Source organism: Psychroflexus sp. ALD_RP9, from assembly GCF_017311165.1.
Classification (GTDB): domain Bacteria; phylum Bacteroidota; class Bacteroidia; order Flavobacteriales; family Flavobacteriaceae; genus Psychroflexus.
Genome location: NZ_CP062973.1, coordinates 1,437,265 through 1,460,620, shown reverse-complemented (window position 1 = coordinate 1,460,620; position 23,356 = coordinate 1,437,265). Strand labels below are relative to the sequence as shown.

The window sequence follows — 23,356 nt, the reverse complement described above, 5'->3', positions numbered from 1 at the left end:
AAATTGAAACCTATGAAAGTTAAGACTATCCTAATCTCTCAACCTGAACCTAAAGTAGATAATTCACCTTACGCTGAATTAGAATCTAAATTGAAGGTAAAGATAGACTTTATACCTTTTATTCATGTTGAAGGCGTTGACTCTAAAGAGGTAAGACAACAAAAAATAGATTTACATAACTACACGGCAATTATTCTTACAAGTAGAAATGCTGTTGACAATTATTTTAGAATCGCAGAAGAAATGCGTTTTAAAATTCCAGATACAATGAAGTACTTTTGCCAAAGTGAAGCCGTTGCTTACTATTTGCAAAAGTATGTGGTTTACAGAAAACGCAAGATTTATGTTGGTAAGCGTAATTTTCAAGACCTTGTGGCTTACATAAAAAAACATAAAGATGAAAAGTTTTTATTACCATCTTCAGACACACTTAAGCCGGTTATACCTCAACAATTAGATAAATTAGGTATCGATTGGACGCGAGGGATTTTTTACAAAACAGTAGTTAGTGATTTATCACACTTAAAAGAAGTCTTTTATGATGTTGTTGTCTTTTTTAGCCCAAGTGGAATTAAATCGCTTTTTGAAAATTTCCCGGATTTTGAACAAAAAAACACTAGAATTGCCGCCTTTGGGAAAACAACTCTAAAAGCTGCTAAAGAAAAAGGTTTAAATGTTCAAATTAAAGCGCCAACTCCAGAAGCACCTTCTATGACTATGGCTATAGAAAAATATGTTATAGATGCAAACAAAAAAGCCAATTAAATAATTGGCTTTTTTGTTCAGTTTTTAAAGTAGTAATCACTTCTATTTTAAAGGCCCACCATTAATTATCTCTTCATTTGCATAATCTTCAAATTGCTTGAAGTTATCTTTAAAAGATTTTGCTAAAGCCATTGCTTTTTTATCATAAGCTTCTTGATCTGCCCATGTCTGTTTTGGGTTTAAGACTTCGTTAGGCACGTTAGGACACTCTTTAGGCATATGTAAACCAAAAATTTCATGTTGCTCAAACTCAACTTGGTCTAACAGGCCTTCTAGAGCTGATGAAATCATTTCTCGGGTATATTTTAACTTCATTCTGCTACCTGTACCGTAAGGACCACCTGTCCAACCCGTATTAACTAACCAAACATTAACACCAGCCTCCTGCATCTTTTTACTAAGCATTTCAGCGTATCGTGTTGGATGTAAAGGCATAAATGGCGCGCCAAAACAAGCTGAGAAACTTGGCAATGGCTCATCAATTCCAGCCTCGGTTCCTGCAACTTTAGCAGTGTAACCACTTATAAAATGAAATGCTGCTTGACCTGGAGTTAATTTACTTATAGGAGGTAATACGCCAAAAGCATCAGCTGTTAAAAAGAAGATATTTTTTGGGTTTTCACCAACTGATGGTTGTTTAATATTTTTTATATGGTGAATAGGATAACTCACTCTTGTATTTTGAGTAATCGAAGCATCTTTAAAATCTACTTCACCATTATTTATCACAACATTTTCTAGTATTGCTCCTGGTTTTATAGCTCTAAAAATATCAGGTTCTTTCTCTTCGGTTAAGTCAATAACTTTAGCATAACAACCACCTTCAAAATTAAACACCGTGTTTTCATTTGTCCATCCATGTTCATCATCTCCGATTAAATAGCGTTCTGGATCGGCAGAAAGCGTTGTTTTTCCTGTTCCTGATAAACCAAAGAAAATAGCTGTATCTCCATCTTCACCAACATTTGCAGAACAGTGCATTGGTAAAGTATTCTTCATCACTGGCAAAATAAAGTTTAAGGCAGAAAAAATACCCTTTTTAATTTCACCTGTGTAACCAGTACCACCAACAAGAGCAATTTTTTTTGTAAAATTAAGAATTGCAAAATTATGAGCTCGTGTTCCATCAACTTCAGGATCAGCTTTAAAACCTGGCGCATTAATAACTGTCCATTCTGGTGTAAAGTTTTCTAATTCAGCCTCGTTTGGTCTTAAAAACATATTGTAAGTAAACATATTACTCCAAGGATACTCATTTATATGTCTAATTTTAACTTTATAGTTCTCGTCTGCACAAGCAAAATTATCCCGAACAAAAAGCTCTTTATCTGAGAGGTAGTTAACAACCTTATCGTAAAGTTGATCAAACTTGTCAGATTCAAAAGGAATATTAATATCACCCCACCAAATTTCGTCTTTTGTAATTGCATCTTCAACAATAAATCGATCTTTTGGAGATCGGCCTGTAAATTCACCTGTATTAACAGCCAAAGCGCCAGAATTTACTGTGACACCTTGATTTTTTTCGACTGTTATTTTATGAAGTTCTTCAGATGATAGTTGGTAATGAACCTTAGAGGATTGAATACCGTAAGATGTTAACGAAATCGTTTTCGTAACTTTTTCATTGTTTTGCATAATAATGGTGTTGAATTATCATTAGGCAAACAAATTTAAAGACTTATTTCGAAAATCTACTGATTTAAATCAACTTTATTTATTTTTTTTATACACTAAATAAGCAGTATAAAACCAAACAATAATAAGCATCAAGCCGCCTAAAGGTGTTACTAATGCTATTGTTTTAAAATCAAAACTTGACAATTCATTTGTAGCTAGACCATAAATTGAACCAGAAAAACATAAAACACCAATTAAATTTAACCAAAAAATCAAGTTAACTTGCCTGATTAAAAGAGCTTTATAAAAGCTAACTCCTATTAAAAACAAGGCTTGATACATTTGGTAGCGTACACCAGTTTCAAAAGTTTCAATAGCTTCTTTTGCAATTAAATTTTCTAAACCATGACTAGCAAAAGCACCTAATACAATTGAAATTCCGCCTAGAATTAGTCCAAGGCCTAAAAGCTTTTTATGCATCTTTGTTTAATTTATTTGAATTTATTTACATTCGTGGCTTCGCAAAATTAAGAATTACTAAATAATTAATACTATGACTAACATATTAATAATTGGTGCTGGGAAATCTACTTCAGCATTAGTAAGATATTTACATGAAAAATCTAAAAATTTAAATTTTGAAATCACTATAGCTGATAAAGATTTAAATGTTGCTAAAAAAGCTGCTAATTATAGTTCAACTTCAGCTATAGAATTAGATATTTTTAAAACTGAAGAAAGACAGAATGCCATCAAAGAAGCTGATTTAGTAGTTTCTATGCTGCCAGCGCGTTTTCATATTGAAGTCGCCAAAGACTGCATTGCTTTCGATAAAAATTTAGCTACAGCATCTTACGTATCAGATGAAATGGCGGCACTTGACCAAGAGGTTAAAGCCAAAGGATTAACTTTTATGAATGAAATTGGTGTAGATCCAGGGATTGACCACATGAGTGCTATGCAAGTAATTGATCGTATTAGAGATCAAGGCGGAAAAATGCTTTTGTTTGAATCGTTTACAGGCGGTTTAGTCGCTCCTGAAAGCGATGATAACTTATGGCACTACAAATTTACTTGGAATCCTAGAAATGTTGTTGTAGCTGGACAAGGTGGCGCCGCAAAGTTTATTCAAGAAGGTCAATATAAATATATCCCTTACCAACGTTTATTTAGACGAACTGAATTTTTAGAAGTTCCCGGCTACGGTCGTTTTGAAGGTCTTGCCAACCGAAACTCATTAGCTTATCGCGAAGTTTACAACATTAAAGATATCCCAACACTTTATAGAGGTACATTGCGTAGAGTAGGTTTTAGCAAGGCTTGGAATGTGTTTGTGCAACTAGGTATGACTGATGATTCTTACACGATAGAAAATTCTGAAAACATGACCTACCGTGAATTTGTAAATTCGTTCTTACCTTATTCTCCAACAGATTCAGTTGAACTTAAATTAAGACATAATCTTAAAATTGATCAAGATGACTTAATTTGGGATAAACTTTTAGAACTCGAAATCTTCAATAACAACAAAGTAATTGGCCTTAAAAATGCAACTCCAGCACAAGCATTACAAAAAATTTTAGAAGACAAATGGACGCTCAACGCAGATGATAAAGATATGATTGTAATGTACCATAAATTTGGTTACGAGCTTAATGGTAAAAAACAACAAATCGACTCGACAATGGTTAGCATAGGTGAAGACCAAACATTCACAGCAATGGCAAGAACAGTTGGGTTACCATTAGGAATTGCCGTAGTAAAAATGATCTCTGGTGAAATATCTAAACCTGGAGTTTTAAGACCAATTTATCCTGAAATTTACAACCCGATTTTAAAAGAATTAGAAACTTATGATATTAAATTTTCAGAGACAGAGCGTGATTATCTTGGCTATAACCCAGACCAATTGTAAAAGTATCTGATTAAATTTAACAATTATTCAATTTCAAAATAATACTTTTTTGGGTATTATTACAAAATTCTATAAATGAAATATGCATACATTTTTTCGTTATTTTTAACTGTTATAACTTACAGTCAAACACCTGAAAAACAAATTCATGATTTTCTTGAGCGTGAAGCAAAAAATGAAAAATTTTTTGAAGAAGATGTAGCCTACCTTAAATTAGATAGTCATCATTTTTCTAACAGCTTAGATGCTCACATTTACTACATGCAGCAAATGCATAATAGCACACCAATTTATAATGCTATCGGGAATTTTGTAGTTAAGGATGATAAAGTTATATCGTTTACACATAATTTTAAGTCAAATATTGCTGGTAAAGCGAATGAAACAACAGCAAGTTTGTCTCCTATTGAAGCTGTAAATAAATTAATTGAAATTTTAGAAATTGAAACAAATAATCAAACAACTCGTGTTATTTCAGCCGAAGATACTAAGCATTATATTGTAAAAAACTTGGGAGCTTCAGAAGAGTCTATTCAGGTTAAGTTAATGTATATTGAAAATGAAAACCAACTCAAGTTAAGCTGGGATATTTCACTTTATGAAACATCAACATTACATTGGTGGAGTGCTCGGATTGATGCAAATTCAGGTGAGCTCATTAATTTAAATGACTGGATGCTGAGTTGTAACGATGATCATGTTGCTCACAGAGAACCTAAAAAGCAACATACAACTGAAAATTTTAGTGTTTTAACTGCAACTTCAACAAATGTTGGTACTTACAATGCTTATCCTTTGCCTGTGGAATCCCCAAATCATGGTGCAAGAACGCTTATAAGTAATCCCTCTAACCCAGCTTCACCAAATGGATGGCACGATACTGACGGCAATAGTGGTGCAGAATACACTATAACCCGAGGAAATAATGTGTATGCTCAAGAGGATAGAAACGGAAATGACGGCAATGGTTATTCACCTAATGGCGGTCCAGGTTTAAATTTTGATTTTCCATTAGATTTTAACACTACACCAGCGTCTTATCAAGATGCATCAATTACAAATTTATTTGTATGGAATAATTTTATGCATGATGTTTGGTTTAATTATGGTTTTGATGAAGAAGCTGGAAATTTTCAAGAGTATAACTATGAAGCATCTCCTATCTTTGGAAATGATCCTGTTTTAGCTGATGCTCAAGATGGCAGCGGCTTAAACAATGCTAATTTTGGCACGCCTCCAGATGGCTTTAGTCCACGTATGCAAATGTTTTTATGGTCACCAGCTGGACAACCTGACCCACCTTTAAGCATTAGTTATCCTTCAACTTTGGCCGGAGACTATAATGGGATTCCCGCTGCATTTGGTGGTGAAATTCCTGTAAATCCTATCAACGCTAATTTAGCTTTAGCCTTAGATGATCCAAATTCATTAGATGTTTTAGATGCTTGCGAACCATTAACAAATAATACCGCCTTAAATAATAAAATTGTGGTTATAAGACGAGGAAGTTGCACGTTTGTAAATAAAATTGAACAAGCCCAAAATGCAGGTGCTTTAGCAGTTATTATGGTAAATAATGTTCCTGACAATCCTATTGTTATGGGCGGCGATGGTTTCTCTATTACTATTCCTTCTATCATGGTTTCTCAAAGTGATGGAGAGGCAATTATTAATGCGTTACTAGCCAATAATACAGTTAGTGCTACTCTTGTTAACAATGGTCCTTATGAAATAGATGGTGATTTTGATAATGGTATTATCAGTCATGAATACGGTCATGGAATTTCTACACGATTAACAGGCGGTAAATCACAGCCAAACTGCTTATTTAATGAAGAACAAATGGGAGAAGGCTGGAGCGACTGGATCGCTTTAATGATGACTTTAGAACCTGGAGACTTAGGAACTGATGGTCGAGGAATTGGAACTTTTGCAGTAAGCCAACCAATTAATGGCAATGGCATTAGACCATTTAAATACACAACTAACACAACTGCAAATCCTTCGAGTTATAGCTTAACAAATAATCCAGGATTATCAGTACCACATGGTGTTGGCTTTGTTTGGTCTACGATGTTATGGGATTTAACGTGGGCTTTTATTGATGAGTACGGCTACGATAACGACATATACAATGGTAATGGTGGCAATAACAAAATTATGCAATTAGTTATTGATGGCTTAAAATTGCAAACATGTGAGCCTGGTTTTATTGATGGTCGAGATGCCATATTACAAGCAGATTTAATTGCTAATAATGGTGAAAACCAGTGTTTAATTTGGGAAGTGTTTGCTTCAAGAGGTTTAGGCTATAGTGCTACTCAAGGTGACTCAACAAATCGATTTGACCAGATTGAAGCTTTTGATTTACCACCAATTTCAGAACTTAATTGTACTTTAGCTTCAAATACATTTGATAATAATCAACTCATTTTATACCCAAACCCGGCAACTAATCAGTTTAAATTAAATTTTAAAAACAACATTGATGTTAGCAGAATTCAAGTTGAAATTTACAACCTAAACGGACAATTAGTTCAACAAACACAACTTTCCGAAAATAAAATTATTAATATAAGTAGTTTAAAAAGCGGAATTTACATTGTAAAAGCGAGCAACAATAGCGTAAGTTTTACTGAAAAATTAATCATTGAGTAAACCTATAATCATACCTTTGTAAATCTTGATTACTACACCATTAGTCTAGGTTTATAGTTATGCTAAAACTCAACCACATCAGCGTATTTTTTGAAAACACGCCAGCCTTTCAAAACATACATCTAACACTCAATGAAGGTGAAAATCTTGCAGTTATCGGCGAAAGCGGTTGTGGAAAAAGCACACTTTTAAAATCGATTTACGGACTAATTGATTTAGATAAAGGCAACATCTCTTGGAAAGGTGAAACTGTAAAAGGCCCTAAATATAATCTAATACCAGGCTATCAACACTTTAAGTTTTTAGATCAGGAATTTAATCTGATGCCTTACATAAGTGTTCGTGAAAATATTGCAAAACATTTATCGCGTCAGACACCTGCCGAGTCTAAAGAAAAAATCTTATTTTTTCTAAAACTTCTAGACTTAGAACACCTCAAAAACAAAAAAGTTAAAAACCTTAGCAGTGGCGAAAAACAACGCGTTGCCTTAGGTCGTGCTTTGGCAAAAAAACCAGAATTAATACTCCTTGACGAACCTTTTAGTCATATAGATCATTTTAAAAAACACAAACTCAGACATGCCTTATTTTCGTATTTTAAGCGTGAAAATATCAGCTGCATTATCGCTACTCACGACACTGAAGATGTTTTAGGTTTTAGCGATAAAACTTTAATTTTAAAAGATGCCCAACAAATTGATTTCAGAGCAACAAAGGCAATTTATAATCGCCCTGAAAATATGTATTGTGCTTCGCTTTTTGGAGAGGTAAATACAATAAAGCCAAAAGAATTTAAACTTGAGGATGAGTTCAAAACTGATGAACTAATTATCTATCCAAATGAAATAATCATTTCTAATAAAGCAAGTCTGATTGCTGAGGTTACCGATTGCTTATTTAAAGGAAATCACTATAAAATTTATATCAAGTACAAGCAGTGTAATTTAATTATACAACATCATAGTAAAGTTGATGCTAAAACTGTTAACTTCAACTTAGACTTAAATTCTATCAAAAAGCGTTTGGCTAATTAAAAATATTTAAAACATTTCCACCTTGATTAATGCGATAAGCATACAATGGATATTTTAAATTTTCACCACTAAGCGGCTGACCTGTAACTAAACTATAAACATTCTGTGAACTACAATTAGATTCGGCTTCTAAACCATTAATTTCTAAACGAGAACAATCTTGTGGTAGAATATTAGGGTCTGCTGCATCCCAAGCTAAAAACCCGCTACCTGTATTAACTACAATCACACCTAAGTTACCTTGGCTTGAAACATACATTGCATTTCCAGGAAAGTTGAGCTGATTAAATTGTGGCAAATTTAAACTCACCTCAATATTAACATTAATTTCAAGTAAATTAGGATTACGGTTTTGCCGTTCTTCACTTTCACATGCAGTTAACAAAACAAAACTAAATAGAAAAAGTAAAAATGACTTCGCCATAATATTCAAACGATTAATTGATTTAAAACTGTAAATTTATTACATTTGTAGTATAGAATCTCATTTAATGGGATTCTTTTTTTGTTATATAAACCTAATAATTATGAGTAAAGTATCATATTACACTGAAGAAGGACTAAAAAAGTTGAAAGCAGAATTAGACCAGTTAAGAGATGTTGAACGACCAAAAGCTTCGCAGGCTATTGCTGAGGCTAGAGATAAAGGTGACTTAAGTGAAAATGCTGAGTATGATGCTGCTAAAGAAGCTCAAGGAATGCTTGAGATGAGAATATCTAAACTTGAAGAAGTAGTTGCTAATGCACGTGTGATAGACGAGTCTCAATTAGACACTTCAAAGGTACTTATACACAGTTCTGTACAGCTTAAAAATACTAAAACAGGACAAAAAATGACCTACAAATTAGTCGCTCAAAGTGAAGCCGATTTAAAGACAGGTAAAATTTCTGTCGACTCACCAATCGGAAAAGGACTTTTAGGTAAAAAAGCGGGTGATAAAGCCGAAATTGAAGTCCCAAATGGAAATATCATTTTTGAAATTTTAGACGTCAGTCGAGATTAGTCATCAATTATAATTTCGCCAGTATAAAAACTTTCTACTTCAATAAAATTAGGTATTTGGTTAAGTATAATGTTACCGCTTGAACGAATTTCACCAATTATTGAATTCGTAACGCCTAAATATGAATGATTACTTGATCTATAAAATAAGTTTATTGACTCTGAAGTTAATTCTTTTGCATTTACAGCGCTCATTCCGCTATAAACTTTTAAATTAAATTGTCCTACTTTACCGCTTAAGTTAAACTGGTTGATTCCAGTTGATATAATTGTAATTGAATGACTATCGAGAAGTAAATTAAAATTTCCTGAATTAAATTGGCTCAACTCTTGATTAGCGTCTGAAATTAATTTTAGGTTATCAAAATATAAGGTATCTTTAGAGAAGACTTTATATGCGCTATTATTATAGATTGTCGTTAAATTGTTAACGTATAATTTAAGTGGCACTTTAGGCGCTTTAGCAGTTGATATACAAGTGTTTTCCAGTGAGATTTCAAGTTTAGCACTATTTTGATTAAGGTCGAATTTACCATTTCTAATACTAAAAGCTTCAGTTATAATTTTGTTTTCAGTTGATTGAATAAGCTCTACTTCTATAAATTCACCAACTACTAAGGTATCAAAATCTGAGATAGTATAGGTTTTTGATTCGACTGTCTCTGATTGAAAACATTGCGATATCGATTCATTTTCACAAGAAATCAAAATTAACAGACAGCCTAAAATTATTAAAGTTTGTTTCATAATTTAAATCCAATACCAAGCTCTAAACTCTCAGCCTTTGCATAATGAGATTTTAATAAGATAGAAGCATAAATGTGCTTGCTCATAGTATATTGAAGTCCAATTCTAGTATAAACTCTGTCTAGATATTCAATTGGATAATAAATGTAATAACCTAATTGTGATACCAGTTTTAATTCGCCTAAATGAAATTTATGCCCTGCAAAAAGACCAACTCTTTTCCAATCTTCATAGCGACTTATACCTTCTTCCGGGTAAGCAGAAACCATAAATTGGTTGTATTCTTTTGCAGCATAACTCAAAAACAAATCAGCACCTAATTGAATAGAATTTACAAAACTCAATTTCTTTTCTGTTAAAGCTGTAAATGTAAAAAAAGGATAAGGCTTAGTATTTAAAATTTCAAGATCATTAAGGCCACTGGCTATTAAAAAATGAAATTGGAGCGTTTTATCTACATCAGGTTCAAAAGCTGTAGTTGACTTTCGATTTGAACGATTGGTTTTAACAGAGCTATTATTTAAATTATAAGATACACCAAATTGAAGACCATAATGATTAGTTCCTGAATTAGGTGATTTAATTTTAGCATTAGAAAAGTGCTGAAAAAAAAGTCCAAAATCAAAATTTATTCGCTTATTGAAGTCTGGTATTAATCTATAGTTAAGTTCAAATAAAACATTAGCAAGCATTGAGCTTCCGTAGGCAATATTTTTAGGGTTTTTAATAGCATCAAAGCGATTATTTGTAAACCCAAAACCAAGGCCTGTTGTGACATGCATTTGTCTTTTTAAAAAAAAGAATTTATAAAACGCACTTAAGCTATACACTTCTCCAAGTGCTGGAGAACCCATGTCTTGATAGTTTAAAATCAGCCCATAGTTTGGAAAATTAAAATATGAATGCCATGCTTTTTCTCCAGTTGTATTAGTTTCTAAAGTAGCTGAGACGCCTTTAATTCTATAATTAGCTAAATGAGAAACTTCGTTTTTATGAATTAAAAGCTCAGCATAATTTTGTTTTAAACCTATTAAGACTTCTTTAGTTTGACAAAAAGTATATGTATAAGTAACAAAAAAAACAATAAACAAATACTTGTACATATACTTATGTAAGACCTAAAAATTGTTTTAAAAACTAGTCTTGGACTTCAAGTTTTCCTATTAACTGTTTAAACAAAGTAATCATATGAGGTTCAGCTTTAGCGGCTGTCTCAATAATAGCTTCAACATCAACAGGTTTTAAATGGTCTGGATCACACTCATCTGTTAAAACCGATACTGCTACAACTGGTAATTTTAAGTGATTAGCCACAATTATTTCAGGAACTGTACTCATACCAACTGCATCAGCACCAATAATCTTCAAATAGCGATATTCAGCACGCGTTTCTAGTTGTGGCCCCATAACTGAAGCATAAACACCTTTATGTAATGTAATATTATTTTCTTGAGCAATGCTTTCGACTTTTTTACTCATTTTAAGGTCGTAAGGGCAACTCATATCTACAAAACGATCGCCTGTTTTAGAAACACCTCTAAAGGCTAATGGCGAACCACCGAGTAAATTTATGTGATCATCAATCAGCATGATTTCACCTTTTTTAAAGTTTAGATTGATGGCGCCTGCCGCATTAGAAACCAAAAGTTTTTTGATGCCAAGTCGGTGCATGATTCGCACAGGATAAGTGACATCTAAAAAGTCGTAACCTTCATATAGATGAAAACGGCCTTGCATTACCACAACTTTTTTACCGCTTAAACGACCATAAATCAGCTTACCTTTATGAAACTCGACTGTTGCTGTTGGGAAGTGTGGAATATGGTTATAGCTTACTTCAGCTAATACTTCAACTTCATCTAAAAGTTTTCCTAATCCTGTCCCAAGAATAATTCCAACTTCAGGAGATTCAAAACCTTTATCTTTCAAAAATTCTACAGTTTGCTCTATGTAACTCATTGGTAGGTTTTAATAATTTCTTCAAAAATAGGAATGCCAGCGATGTCTTCATAATAATCAACGTCATTTTTTGGCGATAATTGTTTTAATTTTAGCGTTGACAAATCTCTTAATGTACTTTCAAAAACAGTATTGGTTCCCCAAGATTTAGCTTCAAAAACAGCCTTATGTAATGCATTCATTCCTAACAAATAGTAGCCGCCATCAGTAGCAGGACCAATTACAGCATCGTTATTTTTAAGCGCTTCAAAAGCTTGTGTTATATCTTCTGGTTGTAAATCATATAAATCTGAACCTATAACAACAATGTGTTTGTAGTTATTTTTAAAGCCTTGCTCAAAAGCAAACTTCATTTTTTCGCCTAAGTCGCCTTCAGGTTGAATTTGTTTTTCGAAAATAGAATTTTCCCAACAATCATCATCAACAATTGCTTTAGTGTACCAGACTTGTTTTTGGGCTTTAACATCGGCTGAAGTTTTTGCGGTATGTTGAACCAAATGTTTATAAATTTCAAGCGCTGCTTTGTCTCCAACAGTTTTAGCTAAACGTGTTTTGCAATGACCTAATTCAGGTTTACGTGTAAATATGATTAGTAAATTATCGTGCATTAATGATAAGATTTTTCTGCATTGATTAAAAACATACCCCAAAATTTGTTGTAGGGATGAACTTTTTTAGTCGTATTACCCGATAAATTGTAAACTTTAAAACCTTTATTAAACCATTTAAATAAACCACCATAAAGATTTTTTACATTTAAGAAACCTGCTTGTTGCAACTGCTCTCCAATTTCTTCAGAACGCACTCCAATAGAACAATATACAATAATTTCAGAAGTTTTGCTCAAGTACTTTACTGTATTTAAATCGAATTCATCATACCCAACCCAAACAGCATTTTTTAGGTGACTTACATCATATTCAACCTTGCTTCTCGTGTCTAGTAAAATTAAATTTTCTTTCGATTGAAGTTCGCGATTAAGCATTTCTACATTTATATACGCTACACTATTAGAATTGTATTTATCAATAGCATCTTCAATACTGTTTTGACCAAAAGAAAAACTTAGACCACTTAAAAATACTATTAATAATCGCTTCATTCTATCAATCACTTATTATACAGTTGTCCCTTGGCAGCTGCTTCCTGCACCAGCAGTACAGCCATAACAATGCTGTGAAATTTTAATATTTCTGTTTTTTAGAGCAGCTTCATCAAAGTTCTTAATGTGGTTTGACGAACTATCGACTTTCATGCATAGCATTTGGTTAAAATCACAATCGTACAACCAGCCATCCCAACTTACAGATAACGTATTTCTGCACATCACATTTTCTACAGCAAGTGGATTGTAAGCTTCAACCAAAGTAGTCATGTAATCTTCATAATTATCTGAGGCAATTAAAAAATCTAAAAATCGCGAAATCGGTAAATTAGTAATTGCCATTAAATGATGAAAATGAATATCAAAGTCTTCTTTCAGAGCTTGTTTAAAATCTCGTTCTAAATCGCTTTGATTAGAAGGCATGAAAGCACCTGAGGGATTGTAAACAAGGTCAAGCCTTAAACTACTTCCTGGCATACCGTAACCAATATTATTTAGTGATTTTAAAGCCTCAATAGATTTGTTAAAAACGCCTTCGCCTCGTTGTTTATCAGTTTTACCGCGTGTCCAATGTGGTAATGATGATACAACATGAATATTATGTTTCTTAAAAAACTCAGGAAGATCATAATATTTTTTATTGGCGCGGATTATAGTAAGGTTAGACCTCACAATAAAATCTTTAATTCCAACTTTAGCTGCTTCTTCTACAAACCATCTAAAATTAGGATTCATTTCGGGTGCTCCGCCAGTCAAATCTAAAGTATGTGCACCACTATTTTTAATCACCCTTAAGCATTCAATCATAGTTTCCTTGGTCATGATTTCTTGACGATCTGGGCCGGCATCTACATGACAGTGCGAACAAACCTGATTACACATGTAGCCAAGATTTATTTGAAGAATTTCAAGTTTTTTAGGCTTCAAATTTTTATAGCCTGAATTAGCTATTTTAGCTTGAAATGTGGGTAATTCGCCGGTTTTAAAAACTCCATTAGAAAGATGCTTGAGTTGATTTTCAGCTTTAGCTAATAAACTTTTACGTTGGTGAAGAGACTTGATTTTAAGTTTTGGCATATAAAATTATTTAAATTATTAACCGTCTAACTTATTAACTTTTTTCATCATCATGGTACTATGCACTAAAGCAGCACCACTTTTTATAGCAGCACCAACATGAACGGCTTCCATCATTTCTTCGCGAGTTACACCGCGTTGTAAACCATCTTGTGTATAAGCATCAATACAATATGGGCATTGTTCAGTATGAGCAACTGCTAAGGCAATAAGTGATTTTTCTCGGGCTGTTAAATTACCTTCTTCAAAAACACTGGTATAATATTCGAAAAATTTATCACCAAGCTCCTTTTGAAAATCTGTAATTGCACTAAACTTTTTTAAATCTTTTGGGTCATAATAAGGATTATTCATATGTACTAATTTAGAATGTATATTTATTTACGGAATATGAATGTAGCTTGGTTTGCTGTAAGTACAAATCAATTGTGAAATATTTTAAGAAAAAATAAAAGTTTTTAACGACCTGGCCTAAAAACAAGAGCGTTTGGAAAGAAAGATTTAATTTCAAGATAAGCACGATCGGCATCTAATTTAGTTTTAAAATTACCAACCCAAAGTTTATAATTAGGAGCTTCATAATAAATGAAACTGGTATAATTTAAACCAGATTCTTGGTACTCTGTTTCCTTAGCTTGAGCGGCATCAAGAGAACCTGAAAAAAGCTGTATTCTGTAGGTAGACTTCAATTGGTAATTTTTGACTAAACTAGTTTTTAAACTCAGTAATTCTTCAGTAAGCTTCAATTTCTCACCTTCAATTTTATGCTGAGAAAAACTAAAATTAAACCCTATTAATACAATTATAAGCAACTTCAATTTCATCGAAAGAATTTTCAGCTAAATTAAACATTTGAAGTAATTATTTATTTAGAAAGATTATAAATTATGATTTAACAAATGTCAGTATTCCATAAATGATTGCTAAGTCTTACTTTTGTAATCAATTTTAGCAGATTTATTTTAACAACTTTTAAGAACTAGAACTGCTTTAAACATAGATAACATCAACACTATGAGAAAGGTGACTTTAAGCCAAGAATTTTTTAAGTATTTAATGCTGTTTGTTCTTGTGGTTTCATTTTCAAGCACATATGCTCAGGAAGATGCCACTTCAGGAGAAGCGAAAGAAGCTTCAGCAGAACAATCTGAAGAATCAGCAGTACCTGGTGGCGATCCAGCGAAAGGAAAAGAATTATTCAATTCACTTTGTGCAGCATGTCATAAGCCATATTCAGACGCAGTTGGACCTGCGCTTCATGGCGTAACCGAGCGTCGTGAAATGGATTGGTTGTACGAGTGGATTAAAAATAGTCAGGCTTTAATTAAGTCTGGCGACCAGCAAGCTGTTGCTTTATATGAAGAATGGAATAAAGTAGCTATGAATGCTTTCCCTCAATTAAGCAATCAAGATATCGATGATATTTTGTCATACGTTGAACAGCCAAAACCGGAACCTAAAGTAGCGGTTACGGCTGATGCAACAACTGATGAGGCAAAATCAGGCGGTGGTATTTCAAATGAAATTGTTCTAGGTATTCTAGCGTTTGTATTACTAATGCTTAGCGTTATTTTAATTTTGGTTAACAAGACACTAAACCGCTTTGCACAAGCTAATGGAATTGAGGTTGAAGACAATAAGCCTAAAGGAAAACCAATTTGGGTGGCATTTGCGGAAAACCAATTTTTAGTGCTTTCTACAGTCATTGTTATGTTGCTTGTTGTGGCGTGGTATGGTTATGGTGGATTGATGTCAGTTGGTATCGATCAAGGCTATGAACCAATTCAGCCTATTCATTATTCTCACAGAATTCATGCTGGCGAAAATCAAATTGAATGTAAATATTGTCACTCATCAGCTAGAGTTTCAAAGCACTCAGGTATTCCTTCTCTTAACGTTTGTATGAATTGTCACAAACAAATTGCAGAGGTTGCTCCAGAGACTCAAGCAAAAGGAGAGCAAGAATTTAATGTTGACTACAATGCAGAAATTCAAAAGTTATACGAAGCAACAGGTTGGGATCCACAAACACAATCATATTCTGGGGAGTCGAAACCAGTTAAATGGGTAAGAATTCATAACCTTCCAGATTTCGCTTACTTTAACCACTCTCAGCACGTAACAGTTGGTCAAATCGAGTGTCAGACTTGTCATGGTCCTGTTGAGGAAATGGAGATTATGTATCAAGATGCACCACTAACAATGGGCTGGTGTATTAACTGCCACAGAGAAACAAATGTAAAAATGGAAGGCAATGCTTATTATGAAAAAATTCATGAAGAGCTAGCTAAAAAATATGGCGTTGAGAAAGTAACCGCTGCTCAAATGGGCGGTATTGAATGTGGCAAGTGCCATTACTAATATAAACGAAGAAAAATTTGAATCAAGATATGTCATCAGAAAAAAAATATTGGAAAAGTGCAGATCAATTAGATGATCAAAATCCAGTAGTTGAAGCACTTGAGCAAAAGGAATTTGCAGAGCATATTCCTACAGATGAATTCTTAGGTGATAAAGAAAAACTTGACAGCTCGCAAACAAGCCGTCGTGATTTCTTAAAATACGTTGGCTTTAGTACTGCTGCTGCATCCTTAGCTGCATGCGAAGGCCCAGTTATAAAATCTATTCCTTACGTAGTTCAACCGGAACGCCTAGTCCCTGGTGTTGCAGATTATTATGCAACTACAATTGCAAACGGATTTGACTTTGCAAGTGTTTTAGTAAAAACACGTGAAGGTCGGCCAATCAAAATCGATAACAATTCCTCAGCTACAAATTTTACAGCAGGTAAAGCTAGAGTTCATGCTTCAGTTTTAGGATTATATGATATTAAACGTCTTCAAAACCCACAAATTGAAGGTCGAGATGCAACTTGGACTGAATTTGATGATCGTGTAACGCAGGATTTAGAAAATATTGGCGATAAATCTATAGTCTTATTAACACAGACCTATGCAAGTCCATCTGTTGATAGACTCATCAAACAATTTAAAGAGAAATACAGCAATGTACAGCACATTGTGTATGACGCTATTTCAGAAGAAGCAGCTTTAAATGCTTATAAAAACAAATACGGTGTTCGTGCTCTACCAAATTATGATTTTAGTACAGCTGAAACAATCGTTGGGATTGGTGCAGACTTTTTAGGTGACTGGCAAGGTGGTGGTTTCGATGCTGCTTATGCTAAAAGTAGAGTTCCTAAAAATGGAAAAATGTCTAAGCATGTTCAATTTGAAGCAAACATGACTTTAACTGGTGCTAATGCTGACCAACGTGTGGCGGTTAAACCTTCAGCTCAAAATCATGTTTTAGTTGAAATTTATAATCAAATAGTAGGGAAAGTAGCTTCAACGAAACTTGATAACAAAACAGCAAAGAAAGTTGATTCAGCAGTTAAAGCACTTAAAAAAGCTGGTAAAAAAGCTGTACTTGTCACTGGAATACAAGATGAAGGTGCACAACAAATGGCTCTTGAAATTAATGCTAGCCTTCAAACTGAATTAATTGATTATTCAAATCCAAGAATGATTCGTCAAGGTGAAAATTCAAAAATTAATACCTTGATTAAAGACATGAAATCTGGCAAAGTAGGTTCGTTAATGATTGCTGGTGTAAATCCGCTTTATAGTTTACCAAATGCTGACGAGTTTGAATCAGCTATGAGTAAGGTAAACAGTACTGTAGCATTTAGTATGAAATTAGATGAAACAGCTAAAGCTGCAAAATATGTTGCTGCAACACCACATTATTTAGAATCTTGGGGTGATGTTCAACTTACTAAAAATACATTCAGTTTAGTACAACCTACAATTCAGCCGCTTTTTAATACAAGACAGTTTGAAGACACACTACTGAAGTTAATTGGTGGTAGTAAATACTACGACTTCATCAAAGAAACTTTTAATCAAAAATTTGAAGGCTTATCATGGAATCAAAGTCTACATGATGGGATTTTTGAATATAGTTCTAATAACACTGAACAGACCGAAGAAAACACAAAAGAATTCAGCGCAAGTTCTGCCGCTAAATCATTATTGAAAAACTCGGCTGAAGGTTTAGAATTAACTTTGTACACTAAAACTTCACTTGGTGATGGTCAGCAAGCCAACAACCCATGGCTTCAAGAAATGCCAGACCCAATCACAAGAACATCTTGGGATAACTATGTAACACTTTCTAAAGTTGATGCAGATAAAATGGGAATCACCAATAAAAGCGTTGCTAATGGTGCTTTAAATGGTGATTACGTGAAAATTAACTTAGATGGTAAAACCATAGATAAAGTCCCTGCATTAATTCAGCCTGGCCAAGCACCTGGTTCTATAGGTTTGGCATTAGGATATGGCAAGAAAGAAGCTATTCAGGAAGAAATGCAAGTAGGTGTGAACGCCTATAAATTATACAATGACTTCAATACTACTCAAACTGTAGATATCTCAAAAGTTGAAGGCACCCATGAATTCGCTTGTGTTCAATTGCACAATACGATGATGGGTAGAAGAGATATCGTGAAAGAAACAACACTTGAGGTTTTTAACACTAAAGACAAATCTTATTGGAATGATACACCAAAGGTATCTTTAAATCACGAAGAGGTAGAAGTAACTTCACCTGAAGTTGATATGTGGGAAGAATTTGATCGCTCAATAGGTCATCATTTCAACTTATCAATCGATTTAAACTCTTGTACAGGTTGTGGTGCATGTGTAATTGCATGCCACAGTGAAAATAATGTACCGGTAGTAGGTAAAGAAGAAGTAAGAAAAAGTCGCGATATGCACTGGTTACGTATTGATAGATATTATTCATCTGAAGAGAGCTTACAAAGTGACTATGATAAAAAAGATAATATTTCAGGATTAAGTCAATCATTAAATCAATTTGGTGAACTTGAACAACCATCTCAAACAGATGTACAAGTTGTTTTTCAGCCAGTAATGTGTCAGCATTGTAATCATGCGCCTTGTGAAACAGTATGTCCAGTTGCAGCCTCAGCGCACAGTAGACAAGGTCAAAATCATATGACTTATAACAGATGTGTTGGTACACGCTATTGTGCTAATAACTGTCCTTATAAAGTCAGAAGATTCAATTGGTTCTTATACAATCAAAATGATGAGTTCGACTATCATATGAATAATGATTTGGGAAGAATGGTATTAAACCCTGATGTAACTGTTAGGTCAAGAGGTGTGATGGAAAAGTGCTCAATGTGTATACAAATGACACAAAAAACTATACTTGACGCAAAAAGAGAAGGTCGAGAAATTAAAGATGGTGAATTTCAAACCGCTTGTTCTGCAGCTTGTGATAAAGGAGCAATGGTATTTGGCGATGTAAACGATAAAGATAGTAAAGTAGTTGAACGATATGAAGATGATAGAATGTACCACTTGCTAGAATATTTGGGCACTAAACCAAATGTAATGTACCAAACAAAAATTCGAAATACAACTGAAGCTTAACTAAAAAGAAATTAATTTAATAGAGTATTATGTCTCATTACGAAGCGCCTATTAGAAAACCTTTAATTACGGGTGATAAATCATATCACGATGTAACAATAGATGTTGCAAAACCAGTTGAGGGTAAGGCTAACAAATCATGGTGGATAGTATTTTCAATTTCTCTTATAGCATTTTTATGGGGACTTGGATGCATTATCTACACTGTATCAACAGGTATTGGAACTTGGGGTTTAAATAAAACGATTGGCTGGGCCTGGGATATCACCAACTTTGTTTGGTGGGTAGGTATAGGTCACGCAGGAACATTAATTTCTGCAGTACTATTGTTATTTAGGCAAAAATGGCGTATGGCTATTAACCGCTCAGCAGAAGCAATGACCATATTCTCGGTTGTACAAGCGGGTCTTTTCCCTATCATACACATGGGTAGACCTTGGTTAGCATATTGGGTATTACCGATTCCAAATCAATTTGGGTCACTATGGGTTAATTTTAACTCGCCTCTTTTATGGGACGTATTCGCAATATCTACGTATTTATCAGTATCCTTAGTTTTTTGGTGGACAGGTTTATTACCTGATTTTGCTATGATACGTGATAGAGCAGTTAAACCATTTCAGAAACATATTTACGGAATTTTATCTTTTGGTTGGTCTGGAAGAGCAAAAGACTGGCAAAGATTTGAAGAGGTGTCTCTAGTTCTTGCCGGTTTAGCAACTCCTCTTGTACTTTCTGTGCATACCATAGTATCATTTGACTTTGCAACATCTGTTATTCCTGGCTGGCATACAACAATTTTCCCACCATATTTCGTTGCTGGTGCTGTATTTTCTGGATTTGCTATGGTAAATACTTTGTTAATTGTAATGAGAAAAGTTTCAAACCTTGAAAACTATATCACAATACAACACATAGAATTAATGAATATTGTAATTATGATCACTGGTTCTATTGTTGGTGTAGCATATATTACAGAATTATTTATGGCTTGGTATTCAGGTGTTGAATATGAACAATTTGCATTTCTTAACAGAGCAACTGGACCATACTGGTGGGCTTATTGGGCAATGATGACGTGTAATGTTTTCTCACCTCAGTTTATGTGGTTCCCTAAATTAAGACGTAGTATTATGTTTTCATTCTTTATTTCGATAGTTGTTAATATTGGTATGTGGTTTGAACGTTTTGTTATTATTGTAACGTCACTACACAGAGATTATATGCCATCAGCTTGGACTATGTTCTCTCCTACTTTTGTTGATATCGGAATATTTATTGGTACAATAGGGTTTTTCTTTGTACTATTTTTATTGTATTCAAGAACTTTTCCAGTAATTGCTCAAGCTGAAGTAAAATCAATACTAAAAAGTTCAGGAGAAAACTTCAAAAAAATTAGAGCTGATAAAGGTGATAATGCAAAACTTTATGATGAAGTTGAACAAGGCGATATGCCAGATTTCAGTGAAGAATTTAATAAAAAATAGTTATGGCAACTAAAGTAATACAAGCAATTTATACCGATGATGATATTTTAATGAACGCTGTGAAATCAGTTAAAGAAAATAAGTATCACATCGAAGAAATTTATACACCTTTTCCTGTTCATGGACTTGATAAATTAATGGGTTTACCGCATACAAGATTAGCAATAACATCTTTTTTATATGGTCTAGTAGGTTTAACAGTAGCTGTCGTTATGATGAATTTTATAATGATTGAAGATTGGCCTCAAAATATTGGTGGAAAACCTAGCTTTAGTTATATCCAAAATATGCCTGCGTTTGTTCCAATTATGTTTGAATTAACCGTATTTTTCGCGGCACATTTAATGGTTATTACGTTTTATATGAGAAGTAAATTATGGCCATTTAAGAAAGCTGAAAATCCTGATTCAAGGACTACTGATGATCGCTTTTTAATGGAAGTATCAGTAAACGAGAAAAACTATCAACAAGTAACAGAGTTAATATACAAGTCTGGAGCTTCTGAAATTAAACTTAAAGAAAATTAAATTGAACATGAAGAATTTTCAACTTATAGTAGTTTCATTATTAGGCATAATTTTTACTTCTTGTGGAGAAAAAGATGAACCTGCAAGCCAATACTTCGCTAACATGTATTATACAGTTCCTTATGATACGTATGGTGAATATGAAATTTTTGAAAACGAACAAGAAGCTAAAAAACCAGTTGAAGGGACCATCAAGCAAGGATGGATGCCATATGAATACGAAGATAATACTGAAGGATACGAAGCTGCTAAAGAAAATCTAACTAATGATTTAGCTTACACAGAAAATAATATCGAGGAAGGTAAAGAGCTTTATAACATATATTGTGCAACTTGTCACGGTGAAAAAGGTGATGGTAAAGGTTATCTAGTTGAACGAGAGAAAATATTAGGTGTTCCAAGTTATGATGATAAAGGTAGAGCTATCACTGAAGGCAGCGTGTATCACGTCATGTATTACGGAATCAATACGATGGGTTCTTATGCTTCGCAGATGAATACTAAAGAGTTATGGCAAGTAGATATGTATGTCATGAAACTCAAAAGAGATTTAGAAGGCGTTGAACAACCAGAATTCGAAAAAAAATAATCATAAACATCAAGATTAGAAGTTATGTATAAGATGTCTAAAAAGTTACAACTAGCTGCAATAATACTTATGATCGTAGGCGCAGTTGGATTAATTTATAGCTTTGTTTCAACACCAACAAATGTTCAAGAGGTTGAAGAGATGCTAGCTCATGATGAGCATCATGGGGAAGAAGAAGCTTCAGCAACTCAACAATCTGAGATGAATCAAAATCATAAATCTTTAAGCCATGATGATGAATCTCATATGGGTGAAGCTAAGCATGATAATCATCACTCTGAAGCAAGTGGCCATGAAAAAAGTCACGCTGAACATGTTTATGATCAACTTAAAAATAAACCGTGGTCTGCGATTTATACATCTAGTTTATTCTTTTTCTTGTTAGCAGTTGGTGCATTTACTTTCTATGCAATCCAAAATGCATCACAAGCTGGATGGTCTCCTGTTATATTTAGAGTAATGGAAGGAATTTCTAAATACATACTGCCAGGTGGTATAATTGTATTTGTCATTTTAGTGTTATCAACATTTCAATTAAATCATTTATTTATCTGGATGGATCCAAGCGTAGTTGAACATGATGAGATTATTAGAAACAAAACAGGTTATTTAAATGATAGCTTTTTCTTAATTAGAGCTGCAATTTATATTATTGGATGGGTTTTACTGTCAAGAGTTATTGTTAAAAATTCAAGAAAGCAAGACGAGAACCCAAGTCTTAAATTACACAAGAAAAACTTTAAACTATCAGCAATATATTTAGTATTTTTTATTGTTACTGAATCGATGATGTCTTGGGATTGGATTATGAGCATTGATACGCATTGGTTTAGTACATTGTTTGGGTGGTATGTATTTGCCAGTATGTTTGTAGCTGGTATTACAACTATTGCACTTGTAACCATATATCTTAAAAGTAGAGGTTATCTAGAATTTGTAAATAACAGTCACATTCATGATTTAGCTAAGTTTATGTTTGGTATTTCAATTTTTTGGACTTATTTATGGTTCTCTCAGTTTTTACTGATTTGGTATTCGAATATACCTGAAGAAGCAGTTTATTATATCGCAAGATTTAATGATTACCAATTACCTTTCTTAGGAATGGTTGTTTTAAACTTTGTATTCCCATTACTAGTACTTATAAATTCAGATTTTAAAAGAGTTAACTGGATTGTTGTCATGAGTGGTATCATTATATTGATTGGGCATTACCTAAATTTCTTTGTCATGATAATGCCAGGAACAGTTGGTGAATCATGGTTTATAGGAATACCAGAAATCAGCTCTATATTACTTATATTAGGACTTTTCATATTCATTGTATTCAAAGCTATTTCGAGTGTACCTCTATTAGCTAAAAACAATCCTTACATTGAAGAAAGCAAGCATTTTCACTATTAAT

The 23,356-nt window shown here is 33.5% G+C and carries 22 protein-coding genes; 11 read left to right on the top strand and 11 right to left on the bottom strand.

Annotated elements, in window-relative coordinates; all coding sequences use genetic code 11:
- Positions 1-12 precede the first annotated feature (12 nt).
- Positions 13-765 (top strand): uroporphyrinogen-III synthase, encoded by a 753-nt coding sequence (locus IMZ30_RS06845; RefSeq protein ID WP_207037588.1) that lies wholly within the window; start codon positions 13-15, stop codon positions 763-765.
- A 42-nt stretch (positions 766-807) separates the two neighbouring features.
- On the opposite strand, the gene pckA is transcribed toward IMZ30_RS06845, so the two are convergent.
- Positions 808-2,403 carry a phosphoenolpyruvate carboxykinase (ATP) gene (gene pckA / locus IMZ30_RS06840; protein ID WP_207037587.1) on the bottom strand — a complete coding sequence of 532 codons (1,596 nt, stop codon included), beginning with the start codon at positions 2,401-2,403 and terminating at the stop codon, positions 808-810.
- 75 nt (positions 2,404-2,478) lie between these two features.
- Complete coding sequence (locus tag IMZ30_RS06835; RefSeq protein ID WP_207037586.1) at positions 2,479-2,865, bottom strand: DUF423 domain-containing protein; 387 nt, start codon at positions 2,863-2,865, stop codon at positions 2,479-2,481.
- Positions 2,866-2,938: 73 nt separating this feature from the next.
- On the opposite strand from IMZ30_RS06835, the gene IMZ30_RS06830 reads away from it, so the two are divergent.
- From IMZ30_RS06830 to IMZ30_RS06820, 3 genes are all read left to right on the top strand, one after another.
- On the top strand, positions 2,939-4,300 hold the full coding sequence (locus IMZ30_RS06830; protein WP_207037585.1) for a saccharopine dehydrogenase family protein: 1,362 nt from the start codon (positions 2,939-2,941) through the stop codon (positions 4,298-4,300).
- 75 nt (positions 4,301-4,375) lie between these two features.
- Positions 4,376-6,958, top strand: a complete 2,583-nt coding sequence (locus IMZ30_RS06825) for a T9SS-dependent M36 family metallopeptidase (RefSeq protein WP_207037584.1) — start codon at positions 4,376-4,378, stop codon at positions 6,956-6,958.
- Positions 6,959-7,017: 59 nt separating this feature from the next.
- A complete protein-coding gene (locus tag IMZ30_RS06820; RefSeq protein ID WP_207037583.1) occupies positions 7,018-7,992 on the top strand; it encodes an ABC transporter ATP-binding protein in 975 nt (324 codons plus the stop codon).
- Here IMZ30_RS06820 and IMZ30_RS06815 read toward each other — a convergent pair.
- Positions 7,985-8,416, bottom strand: a complete 432-nt coding sequence (locus IMZ30_RS06815) for a hypothetical protein (RefSeq protein WP_207037582.1) — start codon at positions 8,414-8,416, stop codon at positions 7,985-7,987. The two genes, IMZ30_RS06820 and IMZ30_RS06815, sit on opposite strands and share 8 nt — an antisense overlap.
- A 103-nt stretch (positions 8,417-8,519) precedes the next feature.
- Between IMZ30_RS06815 and greA the strand changes: the two genes are divergently transcribed.
- The gene (greA, locus tag IMZ30_RS06810; protein WP_207037581.1) at positions 8,520-8,996 is read left to right on the top strand and encodes a transcription elongation factor GreA; all 477 of its coding nucleotides are present in this window, start codon (positions 8,520-8,522) and stop codon (positions 8,994-8,996) included.
- Here the strand turns inward: greA and IMZ30_RS06805 are convergent.
- The 8 genes from IMZ30_RS06805 to IMZ30_RS06770 all read right to left on the bottom strand — a co-directional run bounded on the left by IMZ30_RS06805 (position 8,993) and on the right by IMZ30_RS06770 (position 14,707).
- Positions 8,993-9,742 (bottom strand): GIN domain-containing protein, encoded by a 750-nt coding sequence (locus tag IMZ30_RS06805; RefSeq protein WP_207037580.1) that lies wholly within the window; start codon positions 9,740-9,742, stop codon positions 8,993-8,995. The genes greA and IMZ30_RS06805 overlap by 4 nt on opposite strands.
- Entirely contained in the window at positions 9,739-10,845 is a 1,107-nt protein-coding gene (locus tag IMZ30_RS06800) for an acyloxyacyl hydrolase (RefSeq protein WP_207037579.1), read from the bottom strand. Before IMZ30_RS06800 ends, IMZ30_RS06805 begins: the two co-directional genes overlap by 4 nt.
- Positions 10,846-10,879: 34 nt before the next feature.
- A complete protein-coding gene (locus IMZ30_RS06795; protein WP_207037578.1) occupies positions 10,880-11,701 on the bottom strand; it encodes a purine-nucleoside phosphorylase in 822 nt (273 codons plus the stop codon).
- Positions 11,698-12,309 (bottom strand): TIGR04282 family arsenosugar biosynthesis glycosyltransferase, encoded by a 612-nt coding sequence (locus tag IMZ30_RS06790; protein WP_207037577.1) that lies wholly within the window; start codon positions 12,307-12,309, stop codon positions 11,698-11,700. Before IMZ30_RS06790 ends, IMZ30_RS06795 begins: the two co-directional genes overlap by 4 nt.
- On the bottom strand, positions 12,309-12,803 hold the full coding sequence (locus tag IMZ30_RS06785; RefSeq protein ID WP_207037576.1) for a rhodanese-like domain-containing protein: 495 nt from the start codon (positions 12,801-12,803) through the stop codon (positions 12,309-12,311). The genes IMZ30_RS06790 and IMZ30_RS06785 overlap by 1 nt, the downstream gene beginning before the upstream one ends.
- Before the next feature lie 15 nt (positions 12,804-12,818).
- Entirely contained in the window at positions 12,819-13,883 is a 1,065-nt protein-coding gene (gene arsS / locus IMZ30_RS06780; protein ID WP_207037575.1) for an arsenosugar biosynthesis radical SAM (seleno)protein ArsS, read from the bottom strand.
- Positions 13,884-13,901: 18 nt separating this feature from the next.
- Positions 13,902-14,237 carry an arsenosugar biosynthesis-associated peroxidase-like protein gene (locus IMZ30_RS06775; protein ID WP_207037574.1) on the bottom strand — a complete coding sequence of 112 codons (336 nt, stop codon included), beginning with the start codon at positions 14,235-14,237 and terminating at the stop codon, positions 13,902-13,904.
- A gap of 104 nt (positions 14,238-14,341) precedes the next feature.
- Positions 14,342-14,707, bottom strand: a complete 366-nt coding sequence (locus tag IMZ30_RS06770) for an SPOR domain-containing protein (RefSeq protein WP_207037573.1) — start codon at positions 14,705-14,707, stop codon at positions 14,342-14,344.
- 190 nt (positions 14,708-14,897) lie between these two features.
- Between IMZ30_RS06770 and IMZ30_RS06765 the strand changes: the two genes are divergently transcribed.
- The 6 genes from IMZ30_RS06765 to IMZ30_RS06740 are packed head-to-tail and all read left to right on the top strand — an operon-like array spanning position 14,898 to position 23,355.
- Positions 14,898-16,244 (top strand): c-type cytochrome, encoded by a 1,347-nt coding sequence (locus tag IMZ30_RS06765; RefSeq protein WP_207037572.1) that lies wholly within the window; start codon positions 14,898-14,900, stop codon positions 16,242-16,244.
- Between the two features lie 29 nt (positions 16,245-16,273).
- Entirely contained in the window at positions 16,274-19,348 is a 3,075-nt protein-coding gene (locus IMZ30_RS06760) for a TAT-variant-translocated molybdopterin oxidoreductase (RefSeq protein WP_207037571.1), read from the top strand.
- A 29-nt stretch (positions 19,349-19,377) separates the two neighbouring features.
- The gene (gene nrfD / locus IMZ30_RS06755) at positions 19,378-20,835 is read left to right on the top strand and encodes an NrfD/PsrC family molybdoenzyme membrane anchor subunit (protein WP_207037570.1); all 1,458 of its coding nucleotides are present in this window, start codon (positions 19,378-19,380) and stop codon (positions 20,833-20,835) included.
- A gap of 2 nt (positions 20,836-20,837) precedes the next feature.
- Positions 20,838-21,362, top strand: coding sequence for a DUF3341 domain-containing protein (locus tag IMZ30_RS06750; protein WP_207037569.1), 525 nt, complete (start codon positions 20,838-20,840; stop codon positions 21,360-21,362).
- A 7-nt stretch (positions 21,363-21,369) separates the two neighbouring features.
- Entirely contained in the window at positions 21,370-21,951 is a 582-nt protein-coding gene (locus tag IMZ30_RS06745; protein WP_207037568.1) for a c-type cytochrome, read from the top strand.
- A gap of 24 nt (positions 21,952-21,975) precedes the next feature.
- Positions 21,976-23,355 (top strand): quinol:cytochrome C oxidoreductase, encoded by a 1,380-nt coding sequence (locus IMZ30_RS06740; RefSeq protein WP_207037567.1) that lies wholly within the window; start codon positions 21,976-21,978, stop codon positions 23,353-23,355.
- Position 23,356 lies beyond the last annotated feature (1 nt).